General features: G+C 64.0%; 26 protein-coding genes and 1 pseudogene. 14 read left to right on the forward strand and 13 right to left on the reverse strand.

The window, feature by feature from the left end; all coding sequences use genetic code 11:
• Positions 1-8: 8 nt before the first annotated feature.
• Positions 9-992: an iron exporter MbfA gene (gene mbfA / locus EOA19_RS26635; RefSeq protein ID WP_128305300.1), complete on the reverse strand. Its 984-nt coding sequence runs from the start codon at positions 990-992 to the stop codon at positions 9-11.
• 170 nt (positions 993-1162) lie between these two features.
• Here mbfA and EOA19_RS26640 point away from each other — a divergent pair, with 170 nt between their 5' ends.
• The 3 genes from EOA19_RS26640 (at position 1163) to EOA19_RS26655 (ending at position 3470) form a co-directional block, all read left to right on the forward strand.
• Positions 1163-1486 carry a hypothetical protein gene (locus tag EOA19_RS26640; RefSeq protein WP_128305301.1) on the forward strand — a complete coding sequence of 108 codons (324 nt, stop codon included), beginning with the start codon at positions 1163-1165 and terminating at the stop codon, positions 1484-1486.
• 309 nt (positions 1487-1795) lie between these two features.
• A complete protein-coding gene (locus tag EOA19_RS26650; protein WP_023813491.1) occupies positions 1796-2773 on the forward strand; it encodes a threonine/serine dehydratase in 978 nt (325 codons plus the stop codon).
• A gap of 97 nt (positions 2774-2870) precedes the next feature.
• Complete coding sequence (locus EOA19_RS26655; RefSeq protein WP_128305302.1) at positions 2871-3470, forward strand: DNA-3-methyladenine glycosylase; 600 nt, start codon at positions 2871-2873, stop codon at positions 3468-3470.
• Between the two features lie 145 nt (positions 3471-3615).
• On the opposite strand, the gene EOA19_RS26660 is transcribed toward EOA19_RS26655, so the two are convergent.
• From EOA19_RS26660 to EOA19_RS26675, 4 genes are read right to left on the reverse strand one after another with little or no spacing between them, the layout of a single operon-like run.
• On the reverse strand, positions 3616-4752 hold the full coding sequence (locus EOA19_RS26660) for an ABC transporter permease (RefSeq protein WP_023813489.1): 1137 nt from the start codon (positions 4750-4752) through the stop codon (positions 3616-3618).
• Positions 4749-5669, reverse strand: coding sequence for an ABC transporter ATP-binding protein (locus EOA19_RS26665; protein WP_023813488.1), 921 nt, complete (start codon positions 5667-5669; stop codon positions 4749-4751). The genes EOA19_RS26660 and EOA19_RS26665 overlap by 4 nt, the downstream gene beginning before the upstream one ends.
• Positions 5666-6619, reverse strand: a complete 954-nt coding sequence (locus tag EOA19_RS26670) for an HlyD family efflux transporter periplasmic adaptor subunit (protein WP_023813487.1) — start codon at positions 6617-6619, stop codon at positions 5666-5668. Before EOA19_RS26670 ends, EOA19_RS26665 begins: the two co-directional genes overlap by 4 nt.
• A gap of 13 nt (positions 6620-6632) precedes the next feature.
• Positions 6633-7313: a CerR family C-terminal domain-containing protein gene (locus EOA19_RS26675; protein WP_128305303.1), complete on the reverse strand. Its 681-nt coding sequence runs from the start codon at positions 7311-7313 to the stop codon at positions 6633-6635.
• Positions 7314-7403: 90 nt separating this feature from the next.
• Between EOA19_RS26675 and EOA19_RS26680 the strand changes: the two genes are divergently transcribed.
• The 3 genes from EOA19_RS26680 to EOA19_RS26690 all read left to right on the forward strand — a co-directional run bounded on the left by EOA19_RS26680 (position 7404) and on the right by EOA19_RS26690 (position 9704).
• On the forward strand, positions 7404-7877 hold the full coding sequence (locus EOA19_RS26680) for a CYTH domain-containing protein (protein ID WP_128305304.1): 474 nt from the start codon (positions 7404-7406) through the stop codon (positions 7875-7877).
• Positions 7874-8812, forward strand: a complete 939-nt coding sequence (locus tag EOA19_RS26685; RefSeq protein WP_128305305.1) for a CHAD domain-containing protein — start codon at positions 7874-7876, stop codon at positions 8810-8812. Before EOA19_RS26680 ends, EOA19_RS26685 begins: the two co-directional genes overlap by 4 nt.
• 85 nt (positions 8813-8897) lie before the next feature.
• Positions 8898-9704: a YiiX/YebB-like N1pC/P60 family cysteine hydrolase gene (locus EOA19_RS26690; protein WP_128305306.1), complete on the forward strand. Its 807-nt coding sequence runs from the start codon at positions 8898-8900 to the stop codon at positions 9702-9704.
• Positions 9705-9769: 65 nt separating this feature from the next.
• Here EOA19_RS26690 and EOA19_RS26695 read toward each other — a convergent pair whose 3' ends face one another.
• Positions 9770-10771: an AraC family transcriptional regulator gene (locus EOA19_RS26695; protein ID WP_245486339.1), complete on the reverse strand. Its 1002-nt coding sequence runs from the start codon at positions 10769-10771 to the stop codon at positions 9770-9772.
• A 146-nt stretch (positions 10772-10917) separates the two neighbouring features.
• On the opposite strand from EOA19_RS26695, the gene EOA19_RS26700 reads away from it, so the two are divergent.
• Genes EOA19_RS26700 through EOA19_RS26715 form a run of 4 tightly spaced genes read left to right on the forward strand, consistent with a single transcriptional unit; the run spans position 10918 to position 12391 of the window.
• Positions 10918-11061, forward strand: a complete 144-nt coding sequence (locus tag EOA19_RS26700; RefSeq protein WP_023813481.1) for a hypothetical protein — start codon at positions 10918-10920, stop codon at positions 11059-11061.
• 11 nt (positions 11062-11072) lie between these two features.
• Entirely contained in the window at positions 11073-11417 is a 345-nt protein-coding gene (locus EOA19_RS26705; RefSeq protein WP_128305307.1) for a hypothetical protein, read from the forward strand.
• Positions 11410-11928 (forward strand): hypothetical protein, encoded by a 519-nt coding sequence (locus tag EOA19_RS26710; protein WP_023813479.1) that lies wholly within the window; start codon positions 11410-11412, stop codon positions 11926-11928. Before EOA19_RS26705 ends, EOA19_RS26710 begins: the two co-directional genes overlap by 8 nt.
• Positions 11929-11950: 22 nt before the next feature.
• The gene (locus EOA19_RS26715) at positions 11951-12391 is read left to right on the forward strand and encodes a hypothetical protein (RefSeq protein ID WP_164893054.1); all 441 of its coding nucleotides are present in this window, start codon (positions 11951-11953) and stop codon (positions 12389-12391) included.
• 13 nt (positions 12392-12404) lie between these two features.
• On the opposite strand, the gene EOA19_RS26720 is transcribed toward EOA19_RS26715, so the two are convergent.
• Entirely contained in the window at positions 12405-13202 is a 798-nt protein-coding gene (locus EOA19_RS26720; RefSeq protein WP_128305308.1) for a helix-turn-helix transcriptional regulator, read from the reverse strand.
• A gap of 113 nt (positions 13203-13315) precedes the next feature.
• Here EOA19_RS26720 and EOA19_RS26725 point away from each other — a divergent pair, with 113 nt between their 5' ends.
• Positions 13316-14176: an ATP/GTP-binding protein gene (locus EOA19_RS26725; RefSeq protein ID WP_128305309.1), complete on the forward strand. Its 861-nt coding sequence runs from the start codon at positions 13316-13318 to the stop codon at positions 14174-14176.
• Between the two features lie 354 nt (positions 14177-14530).
• Here EOA19_RS26725 and EOA19_RS26730 read toward each other — a convergent pair whose 3' ends face one another.
• Entirely contained in the window at positions 14531-15424 is an 894-nt protein-coding gene (locus tag EOA19_RS26730) for an NAD(P)/FAD-dependent oxidoreductase (protein WP_128305310.1), read from the reverse strand.
• A gap of 113 nt (positions 15425-15537) precedes the next feature.
• Here EOA19_RS26730 and EOA19_RS26735 point away from each other — a divergent pair, with 113 nt between their 5' ends.
• On the forward strand, positions 15538-16206 hold the full coding sequence (locus EOA19_RS26735) for a TetR/AcrR family transcriptional regulator (RefSeq protein WP_128305311.1): 669 nt from the start codon (positions 15538-15540) through the stop codon (positions 16204-16206).
• A gap of 269 nt (positions 16207-16475) precedes the next feature.
• Here EOA19_RS26735 and EOA19_RS26740 read toward each other — a convergent pair whose 3' ends face one another.
• From EOA19_RS26740 to EOA19_RS26755, 4 genes are all read right to left on the reverse strand, one after another.
• The gene (locus EOA19_RS26740) at positions 16476-18197 is read right to left on the reverse strand and encodes a SulP family inorganic anion transporter (RefSeq protein ID WP_128305312.1); all 1722 of its coding nucleotides are present in this window, start codon (positions 18195-18197) and stop codon (positions 16476-16478) included.
• A 69-nt stretch (positions 18198-18266) separates the two neighbouring features.
• On the reverse strand, positions 18267-18545 hold the full coding sequence (locus EOA19_RS26745; RefSeq protein ID WP_128305313.1) for a helix-turn-helix transcriptional regulator: 279 nt from the start codon (positions 18543-18545) through the stop codon (positions 18267-18269).
• A 151-nt stretch (positions 18546-18696) separates the two neighbouring features.
• On the reverse strand, positions 18697-19410 hold the full coding sequence (locus EOA19_RS26750; protein ID WP_128305314.1) for a phosphatase PAP2 family protein: 714 nt from the start codon (positions 19408-19410) through the stop codon (positions 18697-18699).
• Between the two features lie 14 nt (positions 19411-19424).
• Complete coding sequence (locus tag EOA19_RS26755; protein WP_013528672.1) at positions 19425-19766, reverse strand: hypothetical protein; 342 nt, start codon at positions 19764-19766, stop codon at positions 19425-19427.
• Positions 19767-19938: 172 nt separating this feature from the next.
• Here EOA19_RS26755 and EOA19_RS26760 point away from each other — a divergent pair, with 172 nt between their 5' ends.
• Positions 19939-21333: a sensor histidine kinase gene (locus EOA19_RS26760; RefSeq protein WP_128305315.1), complete on the forward strand. Its 1395-nt coding sequence runs from the start codon at positions 19939-19941 to the stop codon at positions 21331-21333.
• Positions 21330-21989, forward strand: a complete 660-nt coding sequence (locus EOA19_RS26765; protein WP_023813468.1) for a response regulator transcription factor — start codon at positions 21330-21332, stop codon at positions 21987-21989. The genes EOA19_RS26760 and EOA19_RS26765 overlap by 4 nt, the downstream gene beginning before the upstream one ends.
• Positions 21990-22269: 280 nt before the next feature.
• Here EOA19_RS26765 and EOA19_RS26770 read toward each other — a convergent pair.
• Positions 22270-22581, reverse strand: a pseudogene (locus tag EOA19_RS26770) (hypothetical protein); the annotation flags it as partial.

Raw genomic sequence — 22581 nt, forward strand, 5'->3', positions numbered from 1 at the left:
GAGGCTACTCAAGCATTGCCGATCAGCACGCCGGCCGCGAATACCAGCGCGCCGCCCAGCACCACCTGGAAGGCGGCACGCAGGAAGGGCGTCTGCATGTAGCGGTTCTGCACGAAGGCAATCGCCCACAGTTCGAAGAACACCACCACCGCGGCAACCCCGGTCGCCGTCCAGAAATGCGGAATGAGATAGGGGAGTGCGTGTCCGAGACCACCCAGCGTCGTCATGATGCCGACGGTCAAACCGCGCTTGATCGGCGAGCCGCGCCCCGACAGCTTGCCGTCATCTGAAGCGACTTCGGTGAAGCCCATCGAAATGCCGGCGCCGATCGAGGCGGCAAGCCCAACCAACAGCGTCTGCCAGGTGTCATGCGTGGCGAAGGCGGCGGCAAAGATCGGCGCCAGAGTGGACACCGATCCGTCCATCAGCCCGGCCAGCCCTGGTTGCACATAGGTGAGGATGAACTGGCGCTGCTCGGCGGCGGTCTCTTCATCCTTCACTTCGCCCGGCACATGTTTCTGCTCCAGACGCTGCGCCAGGGTCTCATGGCCCAGTTCGGCCACCGCCAGATCGTCGAGCAGTTTTCGCGTCGAGGCATCCGCCGTGCGCTTGGCCGCCTCGACATAAAAAAGGTAGGCTTGCCGCTCCATCGCCTCGGCCTGGCTGCGGACGTGCTCGATGCCGAGCGGCCGGACCAGCCAGTCGGGCTTGCGCTCGTAATAGCCCTTCACATGTTCGCGCCGGATCAGCGGTATGCGCTCGCCGAACCGTTTGCGGAAAAGCTCGATCAGCGCATCGCGATGGCCATCCTCTTCCTCGGCCATCTCCTCGAACACTTTTGCCGATTGCGGGAAGTTTTCCGTCAGGCCATCGGCATAGGCCCGGTAGATGCGTCCATCATCCTCCTCGGACGAAATGGCCAGCGCCAGGATCTCCTGTTCGGAGAGCGATTCGAAGGGACGGCGGCCGAAGCCGAAAACACGGGAAAGCATGAGGAATTCACCCTAGTTTAGAATAGTTCTAAACTAGGGTTTTGAGCGCCTCCGGTCAATTGCGCTCGGTCGCGGTCAAGAATTGTTGAAGCTCGTAAGCCGGGCTGGCCCTTCATTATCAGTGAATGTTCACCTATATAATTTACCTAACCAGAACAAGGAACCGGCAGATGACGGCAAAACAGCCTCCGCATCACTATGACCCAAAGCCCGTTCTCGATCTCATCGCCAGCATCGAGGCCGACCTGCAGCGCCTGAAGGGCCTGGTCGAACAGCAGGTCGAGAAATTCGACCCCGCCAATCCGCACAACAAGGGGCCGGATGGCAAACTGACCGAGGAAGGCGCCGAGTGCTGCTACCGCATGTTCGACGAGGGCAAGTCGCGCTACTCGGTCGCCCAGCAGATGAAAATCTCCTTTGCCGCCGCCAGCCACCGGTTCAACAACTGGCGCAAGCTGGGTGGGAGCAAGAGGCAGAGGACGTTGCTTGGATAAGTAGGGAGTTAACTGCCCATCTCGGCGCCGCCCCTCATTGCCCTGCCGGGCATTTCTCCCCGTAGAACGGGGAGAAAGACGCCGGCCGCAACCTCGGCACTCTTCCTGCAACGCTAGTGATTGGCGAAACCGTTGATGAAGGCCCCTCTCCCCGTCACTATACGGGGAGAGGATGCCGGCAGGCAGGTGAGGGGCGGCGCAAGCGCCGTTCATGACCCGCCAAACTTTGTAACGGTCACATTTTTTCATTGGTGCGCCGCCTCCCTTTGCGGGCATCATGAAGGGCAACATGTTTCCGCAGGACCCGCCATGACCACCCCTCCCGGCATCGCCGACATCCACGCCGCCGCCGCGCGTCTCTCCGGCCTGATCGTCGAAACCCCGTTGCTCGAATCGCAGGAGCTGAACAAGCGCTTCGGCGGCCGCATCCTGTTCAAGCCGGAGACGCTGCAGCGTACCGGCTCGTTCAAATTCCGCGGCGCCTACAACAAGCTGTCGTCGCTCGGCGAGGCGGAACGCAGCCAAGGTGTCGTCGCTTTCTCGTCGGGCAATCATGCGCAAGGCGTCGCCGCTTCGGCCGCGATGTTCGGCGTCAGGGCGGTGATCGCCATGCCTTCGGACGCGCCGGCGATGAAGATCGCCAACGTGCGCAAGATGGGCGCGGAGGTGGTCCCGTTCGACCGCTTTCGCGACGACCGCATGACCGTGATCCGTCCTTACATGGAGAGAGGCATGGTGCTGGTGCCGCCTTTCGACGATCCGGCCATCATTGCCGGCCAGGGCACGATCGGCCTCGAATTGATGCGCCAGGCAAAAACACTTGGCGTCGACCTCGACGCGGTGGTCGTTCCCTGCGGCGGCGGCGGCCTGACCAGCGGCATTTCGATTGCGGTCAAAGACGCCTCGCCTGACACCGCGGTCTGGGCTGTGGAGCCCGAGCATTTCGACGACACCCGCCGGTCGCTGGCCGCCGGTGCCAGGGTTTCGAACGAGCCCGGCTACGCCTCGATCTGCGACGCGCTGCTAACCGCCGAGCCTGGCGTGATCACCTTCGAGATCAACCGCAGGAACCTCACCGGTGGCATCGCCGTCTCGGACCAGGCGGCGGCTCAGGCGATGCGCGACGCCATGGCCTATCTCAAGCTGGTGGTCGAGCCCGGCGGCTGCGTGGCGCTGGCAGCACTGTCATCGGGCGAGATCGAACTGTCGGGCAAATGCGTTGCCGTGGTGCTGTCCGGCGGCAATGTCGATTTCGGCACTTATGCCGGGATCATGGCGGCGGCTTGAGACGGCGATGTCCAAGGGGACCTGATATGGAGTATCTGGCGACAGGCTCCGCCTTGGATCACTCCTCGCCCGCCGCCAAATCGTCGCCGCGCTGAGCATGATCATCTACCGCCCGCTCACGCGTTCCGAGCTGCCCGACGATACGGCATCCCTTGCCCGCACCCTCATCGGCAAGATCGTGGTGCGCGAACTGCCCGAAGGCATCGCCAGCGGCCGCATCGTCGAGACCGAGGCCTATGTGACCGGTGACGCCGCCGGACACGGTTACCGGGGGATGACCCCGCGCAACCGTTCGCTGTTTCTCGACGCTGGGCATGCCTATGTCTATCTCTCCTACGGCATCTCCTACATGCTCAATGTCTCGAGCGAGATGCCAGGGGTCGGAACCGGCGTGCTGATCAGGGCGCTTGAGCCGCTCGAGGGCATTGCGATCATGCGGGTCAATCGCGGCATCGAGCGTTTGCGCGACCTGGCGCGAGGACCGGGAAGGCTGGCCCAGGCGTTGCGGATCGATCGTTCGCTCGACGGGCTCGATCTTTGCCGCAAAGGCCCGCTATGGCTGGCACGCGATAGTGACGAGGCCGGCGAAATCGGACAGAGCGTCAGGATCGGCATTTCGAAGGATGCGGACCGCCTGCTGCGATTCTATGTCAAGGGAAGCGTGTTTGTCAGCGGCCCGAAATCGCTCAACGGTTAGTGGCAGTTACAAACCATGGAGATTGGCGGAAGCATTTCTCCCTTCGTCATCCACGGGCGGAGCAAGGAGCGAAGCGACGCAGCGCAGACCATAGGATGACGACGCCGCAAAGGCTGGTACCAAAACTGTGGAGGTCGTGCGGCGCCTAATCCAGCGTGCGCCTGAACCTTACCAGTGCCACGCCGGCAAACAAGGCCACGAACACCACCAGCCAGCCGATCTCGTCTGCCACCGCCGGCAGTTCGGCGCCCTTCAGCATCACGGCGCGGGTGATGCGCAGGAAATGCGTCAGCGGGAAGATCTCGCCGAAGATTTGCGCCCAGTCCGGCATGCCGCGATAGGGGAACATAAAACCCGACAGCATGATCGACGGCAGGAAGAAGAAGAAGGTCAGTTGCAGGGCCTGCATCTGCGTGCGGGCGATGGTCGAAATCGTATAGCCGAGCAGCACCAGCGCCAGCACGAAGATCAGCACGGCGGTCAGGAGCAGCGACATCGATCCGGTGAAGGGGATGGCGAACAGAAGCTTCGCCGCCGCCAGCACCACCACCATCTGCACGCCGCCGACCGCCAGATAGGGCAGCACCTTGCCCATCATGATCTCGAGCGGGCTGGACGGCATCGCCAGCAGGTTTTCCATCGTGCCGCGCTCGGTCTCGCGCGTCAGCGCGATCGAGGTCATCATCACCATGGTCATCTGCAGGATGACGCCGAGCAGGCCGGGCACGATGTTGTATTGCGAGATGCCTTCGGGATTGTAGCGCCGGTGTACGACGACATCGAGCTGACCCTTGGCGGCCTCGGCGGCGGCTTCCTGCGTGCCTTGCGCCCTCAGCAGCGCCTGACTGGCGACGGTGCCGAGCGTCGAGATGGCGCCGCTGGCCACCGCCGGGTCGGTGGCGTCCGCCTCGATGAGTATCTGCGGGTTGTTGCCGCTCTCCACCCTCCTGGCAAAATCGGCGGGGATGGTGACGACGAAGGCGACGTCGCCGCGCGATATCAGGAACTCGGCCTCGGCGGCACTTTGTGCGACATGGTCGAAACGGTAGTAGCCGGTGGTCTGCAGCGCCGCGACAATGGCACGCGTGTAGGGATCGTTGCTCGTCGCCACGAGTGCTGCCGGCAGGCTTTTCGGATCGTTGTTGATGGCGTAGCCGAAAAGCACCAACTGTATCAGCGGGACGCCCAGCATCATGGCGAAGGTGATGCGGTCGCGCCGCATCTGGATGAATTCCTTGATCAGCAGCGCGCCAAGCCGGGCGAAGGAAAAGACGCTGTTCATGCCATGTTGTCCTTCGAGCCGGACATGAACTGGATGAAGACGTCCTCGAGGCTGGTTTCGCCGGGCGAAACTTTCACGCCCTTGTGCTCTCTCTCGACATCGGCGAGCGCGGCTTCGAGCTTCTTCTTGTCAGAGCCGACGACATGCAGCGTCGCGCCGAACGGCGCCACCTGGTCGACGCCGGCGCGGCCCTGCAGCGCTTCGGCGATCTGATCGAGCCGCGGGCCCTGGAGGACGAAAGTGGTCAACCCGGCATTTTTCACCACTTCGGCGACAGTGCCGGTGGCCAGCATCTTGCCATAGGAGATGTAGCTGATGCGGTGGCAGCGCTCGGCTTCGTCCATGTAGTGGGTGGAGACCAGCACGGTCAGCCCGCCGCTGGCGAGGCGATGGATCTCGTCCCAGAACTCGCGCCGAGCCTTCGGGTCGACACCGGCCGTAGGCTCGTCGAGCAGCAGCAATTTCGGCTTGTGCATGATGCAGGCGGCCAGCGCCAGCCGCTGCTTCCAGCCGCCCGACAAGGTGCCGGCCAGCTGGTTGCGGCGCGACGTCAGGCCGAGGTCCTCCAACGTGCGCGCCACATGCTCTTCGACCGGCTTCAGCCGGTAGAGCCGCGCGACGAATTCGAGATTCTCGCCGATCGTCAGATCCTCGTAGAAGGAGAATTTCTGCGTCATGTAGCCGACTTCGCGCTTGATGCGCAGGCTCTCGGTGCGGATGTTGAAGCCGAGCACCGTGCCTTCGCCTTCGTCCGGCGTCAGCAGACCGCACATGATGCGGATGGTGGTGGTCTTGCCCGAGCCGTTGGGGCCGAGAAAGCCGACGATCTCGCCCTCGGCGACCGACATCGTCACATGATCGACGACGGTCTTGTCGCCAAAACGCTTGACCAAGCCATGGACGTCGATGGCGTTCATCTTGCGCTGTCCGCCAGATCGACATCGACGATCTGGCCCGGTTGCAGCGGGCCGGCATCGCCCTCCGGCCGCGCCTCGACGAGGTAGACCAGCTTTTGCCGGTTCTCCAGGGAGTAGATCACCGGCGGGGTGAACTCGGGATCCGGCGAGACATAGCTGACGCGCGCCTTCACATCCGGGCCGCAGCCGTCGCAATGGACGCCGAGCAAGGTGCCGACCTTGACCGAGGAGAAAGCGCTCTCTGGAATGTAGACGCTGAGCTTCACCGCGCCGTCGGGCAGGATCGAGATGACCGGCGCGGTCGGACCTGATGTGTCGCCCGGATTGCGGATGACATCGTTGACGCGGCCCGGCGAAGGCGCCGCCAGCACCCGTTTCGACAGCCGCCACTGCGCCTGCTCCAACGCGGCCTGCGCCTGCTTGACCTGATTGTCGGCGGCCTTGATCGTTTCGGGCCGTGCCGGCAGGCCGCCGACGGCGAGATTGGCATTGGCCTGGCCGACCTGCGCATTGGCCGTCTCGAGCGTGGCCGACGCGGTGTCGAAATCGGCCTGCGTGCCGGCGCCGCGCTTGAACAGATCGGCGGCGCGGTCGTATTTGCGCTTGGCGTCGGCGGCCTGGGCGCTGGCCATGTCGACCTCGGCCTTCAGCACGGCGATCTCTTCCGGCCGCTTGCCGATCTGCAGGTCGGCCAACTGCGCCTGGGCCTGGGCAAGGCCGGCCTGCGCCTGCGCAACCGCGATCTTGGCATCGGCACTTTCCAGCGTCACCACGGTCGTGCCAGGCACCACACGGTCGCCGCGCTTCACCGTGACGGTCTCGACCTGCGCCACCTCGATCGGCGCCAGCAGCACATAGTCGCCTTCGACATAGCCGACGGCCAGCGGGGCAGCCGGGGCACAGGCCGAGAAGAGCTGCGCGGCGAGCGGCAGCGAACACAGAAAGCTCATGGTCTTTGCCCCTTCATGCTTTGCTCTTTCTGAAAGCCAATATGGCCTTGAGATTACCCGATGTGACCGCCACCACCTTGGCCGCCTCGGCGGCGCCGATGTCTTTCCAGCCCATGCGGCGCATCACCGCCTCGCGGCCGATGCGGAAATAGATGACCTGGCCAATCAGCGTGAACACGGTGAGCCTTGTGGCCTCGCTTTCGGCGGGCTCGCCGGTCGCCTGTTCCCAGAGCTGGCACAGCCGGCGATGCGTCGGCTCGAAGACGCCGTCATAGATGCGGTCGAGGGCTGCCGTCGGATGCGAAAGCTCACGCAACAGGAACTGCACGATCTCGCCGGCCTGCGGGCTGGCCACGACAAAGCCGACCATCCGCTCCAGCGCCGCGAAGAGCTGCGCCTGCGCTGCCTCGGGACCGACCGGCGCGGTCGCCTGCGCGTTGCCGAGCGCCGGGCCGGCGACCGTCTGGATGGTCTCGACGATAAAGTCGGCGGCGGCCGTGCGAAGACCCTCCTTGCCGCCGAAATGATAGGCGATCGAGCCGATATTGGCTTGTGCCTCGGCGGCGATCTCGCGCGTCGAGGTGCCATCGAAGCCCTGCCTTCCGAACAGCTTCAGCGCCGCCTGGACAAGGGCCGCGCGCGTCATCTCGGCGGGCTCGCGGCGAAGAATTTTGGGCTCAGGTAGTTTGATCATGAGCACAGTTTAATCAATCGATTGATTAAAGTCAACTTCTGTTCGTCATTGTCTTGCCATCGACGGCGGCAAACGCTTTAGTGCGCGGCCATGGGCAAGGAAGTCGAACGAAAATTCCTGGTCACCAGCACCGCATGGCGGGAACTGGCCGAGGCCAGTATCCGCATTCTCCAGTTCTATCTCGCTGCCGGCCCCGGGCGCACGGTGCGCATCCGCATCAGCGATGGCGGTTCCGCCAAGCTGACACTCAAATTCGGCAGCAAGGCGCGCGAACGCGACGAATTCGAATACTCGATCCCGCTCTCGGAGGCGGTGGAGATGCTGGATTTCGCCATCGGACGTGTCATCGAGAAGACACGTCACCATGTTAGGCACCGTGGCTATCTCTACGAAATCGATGTCTTTGGCGGTCCGCTTGCGGGACTTGTGATCGCCGAACTTGAGACGCCGGAGGACGTGCCGGACGAAATGCTGCCTGATTGGCTCGGCCGCGAAGTCACCGGCGAGTCAAAATTCTACAACGCGTCGCTCGCCCTTGGGGGGATACCGGAGATCGCCGCATGAGCTTTCGTATCGATCCGCGCCTGCCGCTGACCGGCGAGGTCAGGCGTATCCTTGCCGAGGAAATCGGCAAGGCGCTGCATCACCTTGACGCCGCACGGAGCCGGCCGGAACAGGCGCTGCACAAGTGCCGCAAGCGACTGAAGAGCGCCCGCGCCTTGCTGCGGCTTGTTCGTTCCGGAGACGAAACGTTCTGTGAGACCGAAAACCAGTGCTATCGCAATGTGGCCGGCCTGCTTGCCGGTCCGCGCGAGGCGACTGCGCTGATCGAGACCATCGACCGGCTGGCGGCGAGCTTTCCCAAGGAGAGCGCCGACGATGGGCTTACTGCTGCGCGCGACAGGCTGATCGCGCGCCAGCATGAACTGCACGAAGGCAGCGGGCTCGAAGCGGCGATCGGCGCGGCGACCGCCGCTTGCGAGGATGGCCTCAAACGCATCGAAGCGCTGGCCTTGCCCGACCAGCCGGAACAGGCGGCCGACGTGCTTGCCGAAGGTGCCCGCGTCACGCTGCGCCGTGCCAGGAAGGCGCTCGACAAGGCCAGATCGCGGGGCGCGGCCGATGATTTCCACGATTTGCGCAAGGCGGCCAAGACCCACGGCATGCATCTGTCGCTGCTCGGCAGGCTGTGGCCGACACCGATCAAGGCCCGGCGCAAGGCGGTCGACGAACTGGGCGAGCGGCTGGGCGACCTGCACGATGTGCTGGTGATGCGCGCGCTGCTCGAGGCCGACGACCAGCCGCTCGGGCTGCCCGAGGACACGAAACTTCTGGGCAAGCTGTTGAAACGGTCGGAGAAGCAGCTGAAGAAGAGCTGCCTTGCTGAGGCGGCCGAACTGTTCAGCGACAGTCCCAAACGCTCGACACGCAAACTGGCCCGCAAGGCGCGTGACGATCTGGCTGCGCCGCCGGAAGAGGCCGCTGCGACGGCAAGCTGACTTGGCGCCTTCCTCTCGGTCCGGACAGGGGGAGGAAAGGCGTGCGCTAGCCCTCATTACCCGCCCATGCTAATCGCCATGGGGCATGACCGAGCCCGGCGACACGCTTCTGGATCGACTTGGCCGCTGGCTTGCCGGCCGGCTGCAGGAAGAATCCTCCGGCTACGAGCCCTACACACCGTCCGATGCCGAAACGCTGCGCCGCACGCTTGAGCCCGGCGACATCCTGCTGATCGAGGGCAACCAGAAGATCTCGGCGGCGATCAAATACCTGACCCAGTCGACCTGGTCGCATGCGGCCTTCTATGTCGGCGACGCCTTGCCAGAGCCGCAAGACGGCTCGGAGCGGCCGCGGCTGATCGAGGTCACGATCGGCGAAGGCTGCGTCGCCGTGCCATTGTCGCGCTACCGCACCTACAACACCCGCATCTGCCGGGCGAGCGGGCTGGCGCCGGAGGATCGCGACAAGGTCGTCGCGTTCATGATCGGCAGGCTCGGCCTGAAATACGACCTCAAGAACATTTTCGACATGCTGCGTTTTTTCTTCCCGACACCGCCGGTGCCGGTGCGCTGGCGGCGCCGCATGCTGGCCTTCGGCTCCGGCGACCCGACACGGGCGATCTGCTCTACGCTGATCGCCGAGGCCTATGGCCAGATCCGCTATCCGATCCTGCCCGAGATCACCCGTGCGCCCGGCCGCGCCTCGGCGCAGTCGAATTACTCGCGCAAGGAGATCCTGCACATCCGCCACCACTCGCTCTACACGCCGCGCGATTTCGACCTGTCGCCCTATTTCCGCATCGTCAAGCCGACGCTGGAATATGGTTTCGACTACCGGGCGGTGACCTGGGATGACAAGGTTGCCGATCCCGGGGCGAAGGCCGCCGAATAGACGCGATCAAATGAGTCCAACCGCGTGGACGGCCCGGGAGCGCGCCGGTCGGCGGCGCTTTGGCGTCAGTGCTTGCAAGCCGCAGCGCGCACGTCCGAGGGAGTAGCGTCATAACGCCGACGGAACGCCCGATTGAAATAGGAAAGGTCGTTGAAGCCGGCCTCGTAGGCGATCGCGGTGATGCTGCGTCCGGCATGGCGTGGATCGCCGAGCATGCGATGGGCGCGCGCCAGCCGCTGGTTCATCATGAAATCAATCAAGGATGTGCCATCGCTCTCGAACAGCTTGCGGACGTAGCGTGCCGACAGTCCGTGGCGGGCGGCGACGTCCTGCGCCGACAGGTCGACATGGCCACCATGCGCGACGATATCGGCCTTGATGGCGCGCAAGCGGGCAACGCTGACGCCACGGCCGCGTGCGATCTGGGCCGCATCCCTGGTCGCGCCCATGGCGAGTGCGGCAAGGTCGAAGACATGCGTCGCCGCAAGGTGGCAGGCCTCCGCGGTCAACTCGTCTCCGACCTCCTGGATCGAGCTGATATAGTCGAGCAACAGCCGCATCGCCCCGCTCTGGGTCGGCAAGGGCCGCATAAGGACCGCGGCCGGATCGCCGATCAGAGGCGAAAGCTGCTTGCGCGAAAAACTGAGATTGACGAAGCGGAACCCGCCGGCGCCGATCAGGTTGAGGCCAACCTCTTCACCGCTCATCATGAGCGCCTGGCCGTTGCCGACCGCCTCCTCGCGGCCGCGATGCTTCATCACGCTGCCCCCGTCGAGGGCCGCCAGAAGAACGAAGTCGTCGTTGTCGATCAGCGACGACGTATGATGCACCCGGAATTCCGATGAGCTGCCGGTGGCGATGCCGAGGCCCGGCAACGCGCGCACCCGCATGTCGATCTGCGCCGGCGCCAGCGGATCGAGGTCCACCCTCAGAACGGTGCGGCCGTAAACCTCGCGCGTAATCTCGACGCGATCCCGCTCCGGAAACATCTCCGTCGCCAGCCTGAACGAAGCTGACGGCCCCATCGTCGCAGTCATCGACACCCCCATGCCCAAGAGCGCGGTCATATGCGCCGCGGCCTGCAAAACGTCAATCCCGGGCCGTTTTGGCCGCTTTCAGTGCCGTTCTGTCCAAGCTGACCCCCTTCGATGCCCCTAGTTTGCGGCGCGATTCCAAAACCGGAACCGCATTGGCGGCAATCCAAGGGGGCACGATGTTTCATTTGCAATTGTTCAAGACGCTGTCGGCACTGGCCGCGGCGGGCTTCAATCCGCGCGTCTATCTGCTGTCGATCGCCTTGGGCAACGCGGTGACCGATCATCGCGAGGCCAAGCTGCCGCCGCGCGCTGCCCGATGATGAGCAGCACCATGAAAAGGATCATTTTCCTGGCCCTGACCCTTGCCCTGGCGGGCTGCCAAACGGGCCAGGCCGACAACAACCCGGCATCGATCGCGAGCGCGGCCGGCAGCAAGAAGGCCCAGAACGAACCGACGACGGAAACGGCCTGCGCCGATGCCGCCAAGAAGGCGGCGAAGGCGCAGACCAATGCGGCTCTGCTCGGCGGTGTCCTGTCGATGGCGGGGGGTCTTGGCGGTCTGGCTGGCAATGGTGGGGTCATTGCCGGCCAGGCCGCCTCGATCGGCGGCTCGGTTCTGCAGTCCCAGGCGACGAGCAGTGCCCGGGCCGGCATTGCGGAGGATTGTTATGGCTGAGCGGCGTTTCGCAGCCATGCGCCGGCTGGCCGGCGCGCTCGCACTTGCCGGCATGATCTTCGACAGCCCGCAGGCCTTGGCGCTGACAGCGCGGGATGCGTCGGCGGTCGTCGGCCTGATCGAGGCCTTGCAACCCGAATTCGGTCAGTTCGCCTATGACGAGGAGATCGCCGCCGACTGGTACGAGCGCGATGCCGCGGACAAGGGCTTGATCGACACAGCCGGTTTCACCGCCGACAGCTGGAAGATCGCGCTTGGCGAGACCATGCGCGGGTTCCTGGCGACGATGCCGGTCGCAGAACTCGATGCCATTTTCGCCAAGCTCAGGAATGCCATATCCGGCATGAAGGAGCTGACCGACGCGCAGAAGACAGAGACCATCGACGCCATCAACGAAGAGGTCGAAGGGTTGATGGCTTTGCGGGCCGAGGGCGGCCCCTTCGCCGATGTCGTCAGGCCGCTGACGCCAAAAATCCGCAGCCTCATCCTCGGCCCGGCGATGGGGCGATAGGATGTTGGGCAACAGGAAACGGGTGGCGGGAAAAGCAACTCCGAGCGGGAGCCTCGAGGCCGAACATCGCGGCATTTTTCCAACCACGGCACGTGTCAGGCGGGGCAGCCCGATCGCGATGCTTATCTGCCTGCTGGCGTCCAGCTGCAGCCAGACGGCCGCCAGCCCGCCGATCACGCCAGAGCAGCATGCGCAATTGGCGGAGCTGGCGGCCGGCCCGGACTCGCCGGAGGGCCTTGGCGAGGCCCTGGCTGCAGTCGAGGCGACCAGGAAAATGCAGGACTGCAGGGCCAGCATGAACGAGACGGCCGGGCAGATGAAGATGATGGGCGCGGTCAATGGCGCGGTCGGCATCGCCGGCCGCATGGCAGGCCCAGGCGGCAAGACAGCGGCGAAAATGGTGGCCATCGGCACCGCCAGGGCCGTGCGCGGCAAGCTCAGCCGCCAGATGCAATCATGCTGAGACGATTGGCCGATCAGGCCGGCAGCGGCCGCCGTGTCTTGGCGGCCGGGTCGGTTGCTCTCGCACCGGCATCTCGCGCGTGCGGCCCGATCGGCATGATCGCCGGGAATGGCGTCGCGCCAAAGGCAAACGTCCATTTGTAGCCGACCAGCCCGTCTTCCGGCGTCGTGTGCTGGTCGTGATGGGCCAGCAGTTTGGCGCGATCGGCGAGGTCCTGCGCCTCGCGTCGCACCATCTCCGCCGTCTCCGGCCGCATCCGCCTGCTAAAGCTGACGAAGGTCGCTTCCTTGTCGATATGGGTGATCGCCCAGCCGATGAAGTTCTTGTTGGTCATCTCGAACAGCGGCCGCAGCGGCCCTTCGAAATTCCACTGGATCGGCGTCTCGACAAGCAATCTCGCCGTGAGCCCGCGGCCGAGCGCGATCAGGCCGAGCTCCTCGAGATCGCGCAGATAGAGGAACATCGAGGCTTCGCTCAGGCCTTGCGAGCGCATGATGCCCTCGGGCGTGAATTTTTCCGACAGCATGACGAAAATGAACAGCAGTGCCGGCCGGCCGGCGAGCCTGCGTTCGATCTCCGGCGCGATGTGGTTGACCGGCCCTGGCCCCCGGTTCATCGAGCCGAGCACGTTCTCCAGCTCGACACCGGCGGCAGCGCAGATCTCCACCAGCCGGTCGAGCTTGCAGTTGCGCTCGTGGAAGATGCGCTTCACCGTCGGCTCGGAAACCCCCATGCGTTCGGCAAGCTCGCGATAGGTGACGCCCTTCGCCTTCAGCGTCCGCTTCAACGCGTCGAAGATAAGGCCGTTCATGGAATGCACCTCTTGCCGTGGGTTTCGTATCGACTTTCGATACTAGCGGTTATCGGCCTTTCCGGAAAGTATCGAAAATCATAGCTCTCCGCCGTCATCACAGGAGAGCAGCCATGAACACCCTCGTCACATCAGCCTTTCTCGCCGTCATCGGCATCGCAGCCGCGCCTGCCGCCGAGGCTGGAGAACTCTGGCGCGCCACCGGCCTCGAACAACCGGAATCGGCACTGTTCGACGCAGCCAACAATCGCCTTATCGTTTCCAATATCGTCGGCAATCCCGGCGACGCCGACGGCAACGGCTATCTCAGCGTGCTGTCCGTGGACGGCAGGACGGTCACCCGGCACTGGACCGACGGCATGGACGCGCCCAAGGGTATGGCGATAGCGGGCGGCAAGCTCTATGTCGCCGACATCACCAAGGTTCGCGTCGTCGACCTCGCCAGCGGCAAGCTCGTCGCCAGCATCACGGTGCCGAACGCTGTTTTCCTGAACGACATAACATCGGACCAATCAGGCAAGATCTATGTCACGGACATGCTGGCCGACACGATCTATCGCATCGACGGCGAACAACCAGAACTGTTCGCTAGGGATGCGATGCTGGCTTCGCCCAACGGCGTCTTCGCCGATGGCGACAGGCTGATCGTCGCCTCCTGGGGCAAGGACATCAAGTCCGACTTCAGCACGGCGGAGCCGGGTGGGCTGCTGTCGGTCGACATCGCCAGCAAGGTGGTTTCGCCCTTGCCGGGCGCGCAGAAATTCGCCGATCTCGATGGCGTCATCGCCATCGGCGACACCATCTACGCCACCGCCTACATGACCGGCACGCTCTACCGCTATCAAGCCGGCGGCGCGCCGGAAGCGTTGGCGCACTTCAAACCGGGCAGCGCCGACATCGGTACCGACGGCAAGTCGATCCTCTATGTGCCGTTGATGAACGAGGGCGAAGTGGCTGCGCTGAAGCTCGACTGAGAGCCATGATCGGTGCCTCAGGGGCCGATCTCCGAGACGTTCGCCAACAGCCGATGGACTGTCGTTCATCGGCGAGGATCGCCAACTCGAACTCTTATTGTGGCTAGTAAACGACGTCGCCCGGATCGGCCCGCCAAGCGCCAATAGCGGACATTGCCGAGCAGATATTTTGATGTCGCCTTTGGGCCGGTAGCAGTCCGTCAGCTTCTAGTGGAGAGGCATCGAAAGCGGACATCGGGTTGCGGGCGTACCCACGGCTCAATTGGGGCCGGCAGCAGACTGGCTGGTATTGTCGGGCAGCCGACGGTGGCGACGACGTAGGGAGGCCGGTGCGGGAGAGGGGAATCTGTGTTCTCAAACCAGCATCGACTGCTGGGCGGAGATACCCGCCGTCGCGCCTTGCGATATTGCCGTGGTGACCGAGGCCATGGCCGGGTTCGCAAGATCGCCGGCAGCATAGATGCCGGCTGTGCTGGTTTCGCGGCGCTCATCGACCTTGATGGCGATGCCGAAAGGCGTATTGACCGTGGCGAGGCCCACTAATTCATGCAGGCTTGCGGACGGCTTGTTGCGCGGATGCGCGAACAGGATGTCGACCGCGGCATTGCGGCCGCTCTCGAGATTAACGGTGGTGATATGGCCCCGGTGATGGGCGATTTCGGCGATCCGGCCATCAACGACAGGTATGTTGCGGCGCGCCAGATCGGCCCGAACATCGGGTGAAATGTCGTGACCATCGGCGAAGACCGTCAATGTTTCGGTCCAGTCGTGGTACAGCCTGACATAATTGTGCGACGGCGGGCCGGACCAGACGAGGCCCCAATGCTGGTCGGCGACTTCAAAGCCATCGCAATAGGGGCAGGGCACAATGGATGTGCCCCAGCTTTCGGCAAAGCCCGTAACATCCGGCATCTGGTCGGCGACGCCATAACTCAGGATCAGGCGGCGCGCCCCAAGGCGTTCGCCATCGCCAGTGAGGACGGAGAAATCGTCGATGGTGCCGGAGATGCTGTCGGCCCGGCCATTGACCAGCCTGATCGTGGGATAACGCGCCAGTTGCTTCCGCGCTTCGGCCAGGATGTCCAGCGGTGGCTTGTGATCGTGGCCGAGCAGACCATGCGAGTGGCCGGCGAAGCGGTTGCGCGGCAGGCCGGTATCGAGAACGGTGACCTTGCGACGGGCACGTCCGAGCTGCAGGGCGGCGGCGAGACCGGCAAAGCTGCCGCCGATGATGATGACGTCATCCATGGTGATGGGCTCCGTGTGTGGATGAGAGGTTGGCTTGGCCTGGCTTGCATATTTCTGAAACTGCGTGGTATCGTAATTCAACAATTAAGATACTGTCAAGGACTGTAATTGCCGTGACCGAAAATAGCCAGGGCCGCCGCGGCCGGCCCGCCAACGAGGCGCTTGGCCAAACGATACTCGACGCTGCGTCCGAACTCTTTGTCGAATTGGGTTTTCAAGGGACGACATTGGACAAGGTCGCCCAGCGGGCGAAGATATCCAAGCTCAGCATCTATCGGCACTTCGAGAACAAGGAGGCGCTGTTCAGCGCGGCCATCGCGTCCGGCTGCCATCAGTTGTTTGCACCACCTGCCCTTCTTGAAGGCGTCGACGGTTCGGCCGAAGATCAGCTCATGGCGGTGGGATCATCCCTGCTTCGCACGCTGTTGAACCCGGACGTCCGCAGTGTCGAAGCCATGATCATGGCCGACAAGACGAATCAGAAGTCGTTAAGCAAGCTCCATTACGAAGCCGGCCCCGCCCATGTCATCGCCCAAATCGAGGCCCTGTTGCGTCAGTTGCACGCGAAGGCGGTTCTGAACGTGACCGATCCTCTCCGGTCCGCCCGCCTGTTTGCCGCGCTTATCAAAGGATCCGATCTCCTGATTATCGCACGCTTCGATGAGGCGAGAGCAGAGGACGACAACGAAATCGAATCCTATTGCCGGTCGGCCGTCGCCATGTTCATCGCCGCGCACGGTGGCACGACCACCCGGGCGGATAGCCCAGGAGTACTTGCATGATATTTGGGGCTCGCATTGACATCAACACGACTATTATCGTTGGGCAGCGGGCTGACCGGCGGCGTAACCTGCTACCACCCCATTCGAGGCCTTAGTGCTGGCTTAGCAGACCGTCAGCTTTCGGGAAGCTGCAACGGTGGTCTAATGGCGGAAACGAGGGCGCAAAGCGGCCGTTCACGTCGCGCCGTGCGTGAGTCAACCCAGGGCCAAAACGTTTGCGTTCAACCGGCGGACACCTGTGTGGCCCGCCGACCGGCAAATCCCGATTTCTACTCTGCCTCCAGCTTCCCTTTCAGCTGCGCCCGCGCATCCTTGATCGAGGCGGCATAGGTCACCAGCGGGCGCTTGACGCCGTGGTTGATCAGCATACGCCGGATCTGCGGCGCGGCACCTGATATGATGAAGCGGACGCCGGCGCGTTTCGCCTTGTGGGCGGCGCCCTCGATGACGTTGGCCGCCGTCGAATCGAAGAACGGTACGGCCGAGCAATCGAGGATGAAGTTTTTGCGCTGGTCGGCGATGCGGTCGAGCACGGTGCCGACGGTCGACGCGGCGCCGAAGAAGAAAGCGCCGGAGATGCGGTAGACCACGGTGTCGGCGTCGGTCGCCTCGCTGGCATCGTAGGCGTTGGTGCTGTCGGCGACATCCTCCTGCACCAGCGGCTGATCGGCCTCGACCGCAATCGACTTGGCCATGCGGTCGATGAACAGGATCGACCCCAGCACGAAGCCGACGACGATGCCTTCGGTGAGATCGCGGAAGATGACGAGCAGGAAGGTCACCATCAGCACCAGCGCATCGCCGCGCGAGGCACGCAGCAAGGTGGCGAAGGCCTGTTTCTCGAACATGTTCCAGCACACGACGGCCAGCACGCCGGCAAGGGCGGCGAGCGGGATGTAGCTGGCGAGCGGCGCCGCCACCAGCATCAAAGCGAGCAGGATGGCGGCGTGGACGATGCCCGAAACCGGTCCGTGGGCGCCGGCCCGCACATTGGTCGCCGTGCGGGCGATGGTGCCGGTGGCACAGATGCCGCCGAACAGGGCGGACGCGATGTTGGCGAAGCCTTGCGCCACCAGTTCGCAGTTGGAGCGATGCCGCCGGCCGGTCATTCCGTCGGCGACCACTGCCGACAGCAGCGATTCGATGGCGCCCAGCAAGGCGAAGGCAATGGCATCCGGCAGCACGTCAATCATCCTGTCCAGGCTGACCGGTGGCAGAGCGGGCATTTGCAGGCTGCGCGGGATACCGCCAAAGCGGGTGCCGATCGTCTCCGCCGGCAGCGCAAGAAGCGCCACGACCAGCGATGCCAGCCCGATGGCGATGAGCATTGCGGGCCATGTCGGCCGCCAGCGTTTCAGGCCGGCGATGGTGACGATGGTCAACACCGCCACCAAGGTCGCCGCCGGGTTGATGGTGCCGGCCGCCTCGGCGACCGCGATCAGCTTCGGCACCAGCGGTCCCGGCTCCTTGCCGGCAAGCTTCAGCCCGAACAGTTCGACGATCTGTCCTGAAAAGATGATGACGGCGATGCCGGCGGTGAAGCCGACCGTCACCGGATAGGGAATGAATTTGATGTAGGTGCCGAGACGAAGATAGCCGATGGCGAGCAGGAAGACCCCTGCCATCATCGTTGCCAAAAGCAGCCCATCGATGCCGACACGGGCAACCGTCGCTGCCACCAGCACAATGAAGGCGCCGGCCGGACCGCCGATCTGGAAGCGGCTGCCGCCGAGCGCCGAAATGATGAAGCCGCCGACGATCGAGGTGTAGAGGCCGCGCTCGGGAGCGACGCCCGATGCGATCGCGATCGCCATCGACAAGGGCAGCGCGACGATGGCGACCGTCAGCCCGGCAATGGCGTCCGCCTTGAAGTCGGCGAACGTGTAGCCCTCGCGCCAGACCGTCACCAGCTTCGGTGTGAACAATTCGGAAAATGTCGGCTTTACCGACCTGTGGGCCGGTTCATGCACTGCCCGCTGCGTGTGATCCATGGACTGCCTTTCGCACCCTGAAAGGCGGCGGGATCGTCGGCAGGGCTGTCGGCGGTCGCCGTCGCGACTTTATGCCGGCTCAGCCTTGGGACCCCGCGGCACGGCAGGCTTGAGGCGCACGCCCCGGCCGCCGCGCTCGCTGGCCTGGTTCTCGCCGATCAGCTCCACCCCGGCCTCGTCGAGAGCCTGGATGACCTTCATCAGCGTGTCGACCACGCCCCTGACCACGCCATCGCTCGCCTCCATGCGCTGGATGGTCGGAAGCGAAACGCCGGCGCGCTCGGCGAGCGTCTTCTGATCGATGCCGGCCAGCGCCCTTGCGGCACGCATCTGCGCGGCAGTGATCATCGGCCGGAATCCCCGTCTGAGTCTGCAGAAATGAGGTATAATACCATTATTGTGATGTTTCAAGCATTAGTATGAACGTCTGGGACGTAAGGCGCGGCGCATTGACTGACCATTTTTTCAGATACTTTCCCGGGCTGATCAACCGGCTGATCTAGTCTCCAGTCTCGCCGTCCGGGTGCTGCCCACGCCATCGCTGCCACGCCCGGGCAGCGAGCCAGCAAAGCATCGCCCAGACGAAGCCCGCGCACCAGCCGGCAAGCACGTCCGATGGCCAGTGGACGCCAAGATAGATGCGGCTGATGCCAACCAGCAGCGTCGTCAGCACCGCCAGCGACAGCACATAGATCTTCGTCGTTCGACCGGGCAGGAAGCGTGCCGCCAGCGCGCCGAGCGTCAGATAGGTCACCGCCGACAGCATGGCGTGGCCGCTCGGAAAAGACAGCGTCGTTTCGTTGACGAGATGCGAGACGAGTTCGGGGCGCGGCCGGTCGATGCCGGCTTTCAGCAGGCTCGACAGCACCTGACCGCCGGCCACCGCCACGAAGATGAAAAGGGCGGTCGCCGGCCTGCGGATAAGCAGGAGATACACGATGACCGCCGTCACGATCAGCACCAGCACGCTGCCGCTGCCGAGGCTGGTGATGTCGCGCATCGCCCCTTGCAGCCACAGCGGGCCGACCGGGCTGTCGGGGCGGCCCGCCTGGCGGAAGGCGAGCAGGATTTCGGTATCGAAGGCGTGCGGCGTGGTGGCGCGCGCCATCTCCATCAGCTCCTCGAATCCCCACAGGCCGGCGGCGATGACCAGGCCGGCCAGCAGCACCGGGAATTCAACCCGGTTGAGCAAAGCGTTCGCGGCGTTCTTCATCGGCAATTCGCCCGTTACAGCCGGCCTTGCAGATAGGGTCCGAGCGTGATCAGCGCCACCGCTGCGATCGCCAGCATGATCCCGGTCGCCTGCAGCGCATTGACGCGCTCGCCGAAGAAGACCAGTGCCACGACGTTCACCGAGACCAGCTGGATGACGGCGGAAAGGCTGAACGACACCGACATGCCGAATTCGCGGATCAGCCGCAGCATGATCAGATTGCCCAGCGAATAGAGTGCCAGCGTCAGCGCGATCTTGCCAAGGCTCGGCGCCAGGCCCCATTGCTTGGCGGCTGTCGCCGCCAGCAGGAAAATGACCGTCGAAAAGCCGAGCTGCAGCAATCCTGAAAAACTCAACGCTCCGTCCCCTCTCGAAGCGGCTCCCGCCGCGTGTGTCGCGGACGTTGTTTCCCAAGCGCGCCGGGACGTCAAGCGACCTCGACCAAACGAAGCTCTTGGCAATGGCAAGCCGGAAGCTCAAAGTACTACCATCGCCCAATCTGTCGGTTCGAAGGGCGGTCAGGGGCTCATGATTCGCAGTTTTCAAAACCTGGTGCGGCGCTGGAGCGAGCTTTCCCTTGCCCTGCAATTCGTCATTGCCGGCGGCTTTGGCCTGCTGGCTGTCATGTTGGTGGTCGGCACCTGGGTGACGGCGCAGATCCGGGACGGCGTCATCCGCAATTCGGCCGCCACGACGGCCCTTTATGTCGACAGCGTGATTGCGCCGCTGCTTCCCGACTTGCGCAAGGAGCAGGAGCTCAGCGAGTCCGTCAAGCAGGCGCTGGACGAGACGCTTGGCCAGGGCGCGCTTGGCAAGCGCCTCGAATCGTTCGTGCTCTGGCGCCGCGACGGGACGGTTCTCTACGCCAAGGAGACGGCCCTGATCGGCCGCCGCTTCGGTCCGAGCGACAATCTGCGTTCCGCCTTCGAAGGCAACGTCGTCGCTGAATTCAATACATTCGATGATGATGAACGCGAGGAGAAGGCTACCCGCTTGCCCTTGCTGGAGATCTACAATCCCGTGCGCGAGCCCTGGTCGGGCGAGGTGGTGGCGGTCACCGAGTTCTATGAGATCGCCGACGATTTCCAGGCCACCCTGGCGTCCGCTCTGTGGTCGAGCTGGCTGATCGTGGCCGGCGCGACCCTGGCGGCATTCCTGCTCCTGTCGGGCATCGTCCTGCGCGGCAGCCGCACCATCGACGACCAGCGTGGGGCGCTGCGCCGCCAGGTGTCGGAGCTGCAGGATTTGGTGGCGCAAAACAGTGCCTTGCGACTGCGCGTGCAACGGGCCTCTCGCCGCGCCACCGCGCTCAACGAAAGATATCTGCGCCGCATCGGCGCCGACCTCCATGACGGCCCGGCCCAACTCGTGGCCCTGGCGGCGCTGCGCATGGACAGCCCGATATTTTCCAGCGATGGCCATTCGGGCGTAAGCCGTTCGACCGAGGTCGCGATGATCCGCAAGACACTGGAGGATGCGATGCGCGAAATACGCGGCATCTGCACCGGCCTTGTCCTTCCGCAGATCGAGACGGCTGCCGCAAACGACATTCTGCGGCTGGCCGTCAAGGAACACGAGCAGAGGACGGGAACGTCGGTGACGCTGACGCTGGCCGGACAGTTGCCGGAACCCGGCGCTTCCGAGAAGATCAGCATCTATCGTTTCGTTCAGGAAGGGCTGAACAACGCCTATCGCCACGGGCTAGGCAAGGATCAGGCGGTGAGCGCCGGGATGAAAGGTGGCAGGCTTTTTGTCGAAGTGTCGGACGGCGGGCCGGGTTTCGATCCGGCGGCACGGGTCGAGGGTCTCGGCCTCGCCGGCCTCAGGGAGCGGGTCGAAAGCATTGGCGGACAGTTCGAAACCTTGACCGGGCCGCAAGGTACGCGTTTGGTGATCCGTCTGTCGGTCGAGGAGCAAGCATGACTGGTACCATCCGCATCGCCATTGTCGACGATCATCCCCTCTTTCGCGAAGGTGTGACGCGCAGCCTGTCGGAGATCGGGGGCTTCGAGATGGTTGGCGAGGGCGCCACGGCGCAGGATGCCGAACGCCTCGCCACGACGGTGCGGCCCGACATCTTGCTGCTCGATATCTCCATGCCGGGCGGCGGGCTGACCGCGGTCGCAAGCATCCTCGCCAGCCATCCCGCCCAGAAGATCGTCATGCTGACCGTTTCGGAGGCCAATGCCGATGTGACAAAGGCGCTGAACGCAGGGGTGAATGGCTATGTCCTCAAAGGCGTCGGGTCGCGCGGGCTCGCCGACATCCTGCGCAATGTTGCAGCCGGCGAAAGCTATCTGTCGCCGACGCTGTCGGCCCGGCTGCTTTCGGATCTCCAGTCCCAGCAGCCGACCGACGGCATTGCGGAACGGCTGCGGCAGCTCACCGATCGGCAGACGGAAATCCTGCGGCTGGTGGCGGAGGGGCTGAGCAACAAGGAAGTCGCCTTGCGGCTTGAGCTGCAGGAGAAGACCGTCAAGCATCACATGACCGGGGTGCTGTCGAAGCTCAATGTGCGAAACCGCACCGAAGCGGCCTTGATGATGCGTGAGTTGCGCGACCGCGACAGGCCTTCTTAGAGCATTTCACCGTTTCACGGAAACGGCGAGCTGCTCTAATTCTTTGTTTTGACGCGATTCTAGACGGAAAACCGCTTCACACTTTTCCTAGAATTGCTCCAGGCCAGGTACGGAGAAATGCGCAGCGGTTTCCCGTCCCGGATTGCGCAAAAGCACGTCGCGCCTCGGGACTGCAGCCATTGCGGTGCCGAAAACCGGGACGCTGGCCAAAAACGAGGTCACCTCCGCCGGGGGGCGGCGGAGGTGACGTGCAAAGCTGACCGTTGCCTGTTGGCCAGCTTCACAAGGCCTTGAGACGATTGGCATCGGCCGGGGTAGCCTGGCGGTCGATGATCGTGCGACCGAGCGCGTCCTTCATGCTGAAACGACCGTTCTCGAGCTTTTCCGTTATGCCGTCGGGGTGCCGGACCGTGATCTTGTTGCCGGTCACGTCGACCTTGTCACCGGTCTTTGCATTGACATGGCTCCCGCTCTTACCCTGATTGGATCCTGATTTGCCGCTGTTGCCATTCCCATTGCCGTTGCCGCTATTGCCGCTGTTCCCGCTATTGCCTCCGCCGGAATTGCCGCCGTTGCCGCCCCCACTGTTGCC

The sequence above is a fragment of the Mesorhizobium sp. M7A.F.Ca.US.010.02.1.1 genome, from assembly GCF_004023085.1.
Classification (GTDB): Bacteria; Pseudomonadota; Alphaproteobacteria; order Rhizobiales; family Rhizobiaceae; genus Mesorhizobium.

What these genes read in the sequence shown, in the direction of transcription:
- EOA19_RS26680 (WP_128305304.1), top strand. Translation starts at nt 7,404, where the DNA reads ATGGGCAAGGAAGTCGAACGAAAATTCCTGGTCACCAGCACCGCATGG.
- EOA19_RS26730 (WP_128305310.1), bottom strand. Translation starts at nt 15,424, where the DNA reads ATGGATGACGTCATCATCATCGGCGGCAGCTTTGCCGGTCTCGCCGCC.
- mbfA (WP_128305300.1), bottom strand. Translation starts at nt 992, where the DNA reads ATGCTTTCCCGTGTTTTCGGCTTCGGCCGCCGTCCCTTCGAATCGCTC.
- EOA19_RS26695 (WP_245486339.1), bottom strand. Translation starts at nt 10,771, where the DNA reads ATGACCGCGCTCTTGGGCATGGGGGTGTCGATGACTGCGACGATGGGG.
- EOA19_RS26700 (WP_023813481.1), top strand. Translation starts at nt 10,918, where the DNA reads ATGTTTCATTTGCAATTGTTCAAGACGCTGTCGGCACTGGCCGCGGCG.
- EOA19_RS26765 (WP_023813468.1), top strand. Translation starts at nt 21,330, where the DNA reads ATGACTGGTACCATCCGCATCGCCATTGTCGACGATCATCCCCTCTTT.
- EOA19_RS26690 (WP_128305306.1), top strand. Translation starts at nt 8,898, where the DNA reads ATGACCGAGCCCGGCGACACGCTTCTGGATCGACTTGGCCGCTGGCTT.
- EOA19_RS26725 (WP_128305309.1), top strand. Translation starts at nt 13,316, where the DNA reads ATGAACACCCTCGTCACATCAGCCTTTCTCGCCGTCATCGGCATCGCA.
- EOA19_RS26670 (WP_023813487.1), bottom strand. Translation starts at nt 6,619, where the DNA reads ATGAGCTTTCTGTGTTCGCTGCCGCTCGCCGCGCAGCTCTTCTCGGCC.
- EOA19_RS26710 (WP_023813479.1), top strand. Translation starts at nt 11,410, where the DNA reads ATGGCTGAGCGGCGTTTCGCAGCCATGCGCCGGCTGGCCGGCGCGCTC.
- EOA19_RS26650 (WP_023813491.1), top strand. Translation starts at nt 1,796, where the DNA reads ATGACCACCCCTCCCGGCATCGCCGACATCCACGCCGCCGCCGCGCGT.
- EOA19_RS26750 (WP_128305314.1), bottom strand. Translation starts at nt 19,410, where the DNA reads ATGAAGAACGCCGCGAACGCTTTGCTCAACCGGGTTGAATTCCCGGTG.
- EOA19_RS26675 (WP_128305303.1), bottom strand. Translation starts at nt 7,313, where the DNA reads ATGATCAAACTACCTGAGCCCAAAATTCTTCGCCGCGAGCCCGCCGAG.
- EOA19_RS26685 (WP_128305305.1), top strand. Translation starts at nt 7,874, where the DNA reads ATGAGCTTTCGTATCGATCCGCGCCTGCCGCTGACCGGCGAGGTCAGG.
- EOA19_RS26705 (WP_128305307.1), top strand. Translation starts at nt 11,073, where the DNA reads ATGAAAAGGATCATTTTCCTGGCCCTGACCCTTGCCCTGGCGGGCTGC.
- EOA19_RS26740 (WP_128305312.1), bottom strand. Translation starts at nt 18,197, where the DNA reads ATGGATCACACGCAGCGGGCAGTGCATGAACCGGCCCACAGGTCGGTA.
- EOA19_RS26760 (WP_128305315.1), top strand. Translation starts at nt 19,939, where the DNA reads ATGATTCGCAGTTTTCAAAACCTGGTGCGGCGCTGGAGCGAGCTTTCC.
- EOA19_RS26720 (WP_128305308.1), bottom strand. Translation starts at nt 13,202, where the DNA reads ATGAACGGCCTTATCTTCGACGCGTTGAAGCGGACGCTGAAGGCGAAG.
- EOA19_RS26745 (WP_128305313.1), bottom strand. Translation starts at nt 18,545, where the DNA reads ATGATCACTGCCGCGCAGATGCGTGCCGCAAGGGCGCTGGCCGGCATC.
- EOA19_RS26655 (WP_128305302.1), top strand. Translation starts at nt 2,871, where the DNA reads ATGATCATCTACCGCCCGCTCACGCGTTCCGAGCTGCCCGACGATACG.
- EOA19_RS26640 (WP_128305301.1), top strand. Translation starts at nt 1,163, where the DNA reads ATGACGGCAAAACAGCCTCCGCATCACTATGACCCAAAGCCCGTTCTC.
- EOA19_RS26665 (WP_023813488.1), bottom strand. Translation starts at nt 5,669, where the DNA reads ATGAACGCCATCGACGTCCATGGCTTGGTCAAGCGTTTTGGCGACAAG.
- EOA19_RS26660 (WP_023813489.1), bottom strand. Translation starts at nt 4,752, where the DNA reads ATGAACAGCGTCTTTTCCTTCGCCCGGCTTGGCGCGCTGCTGATCAAG.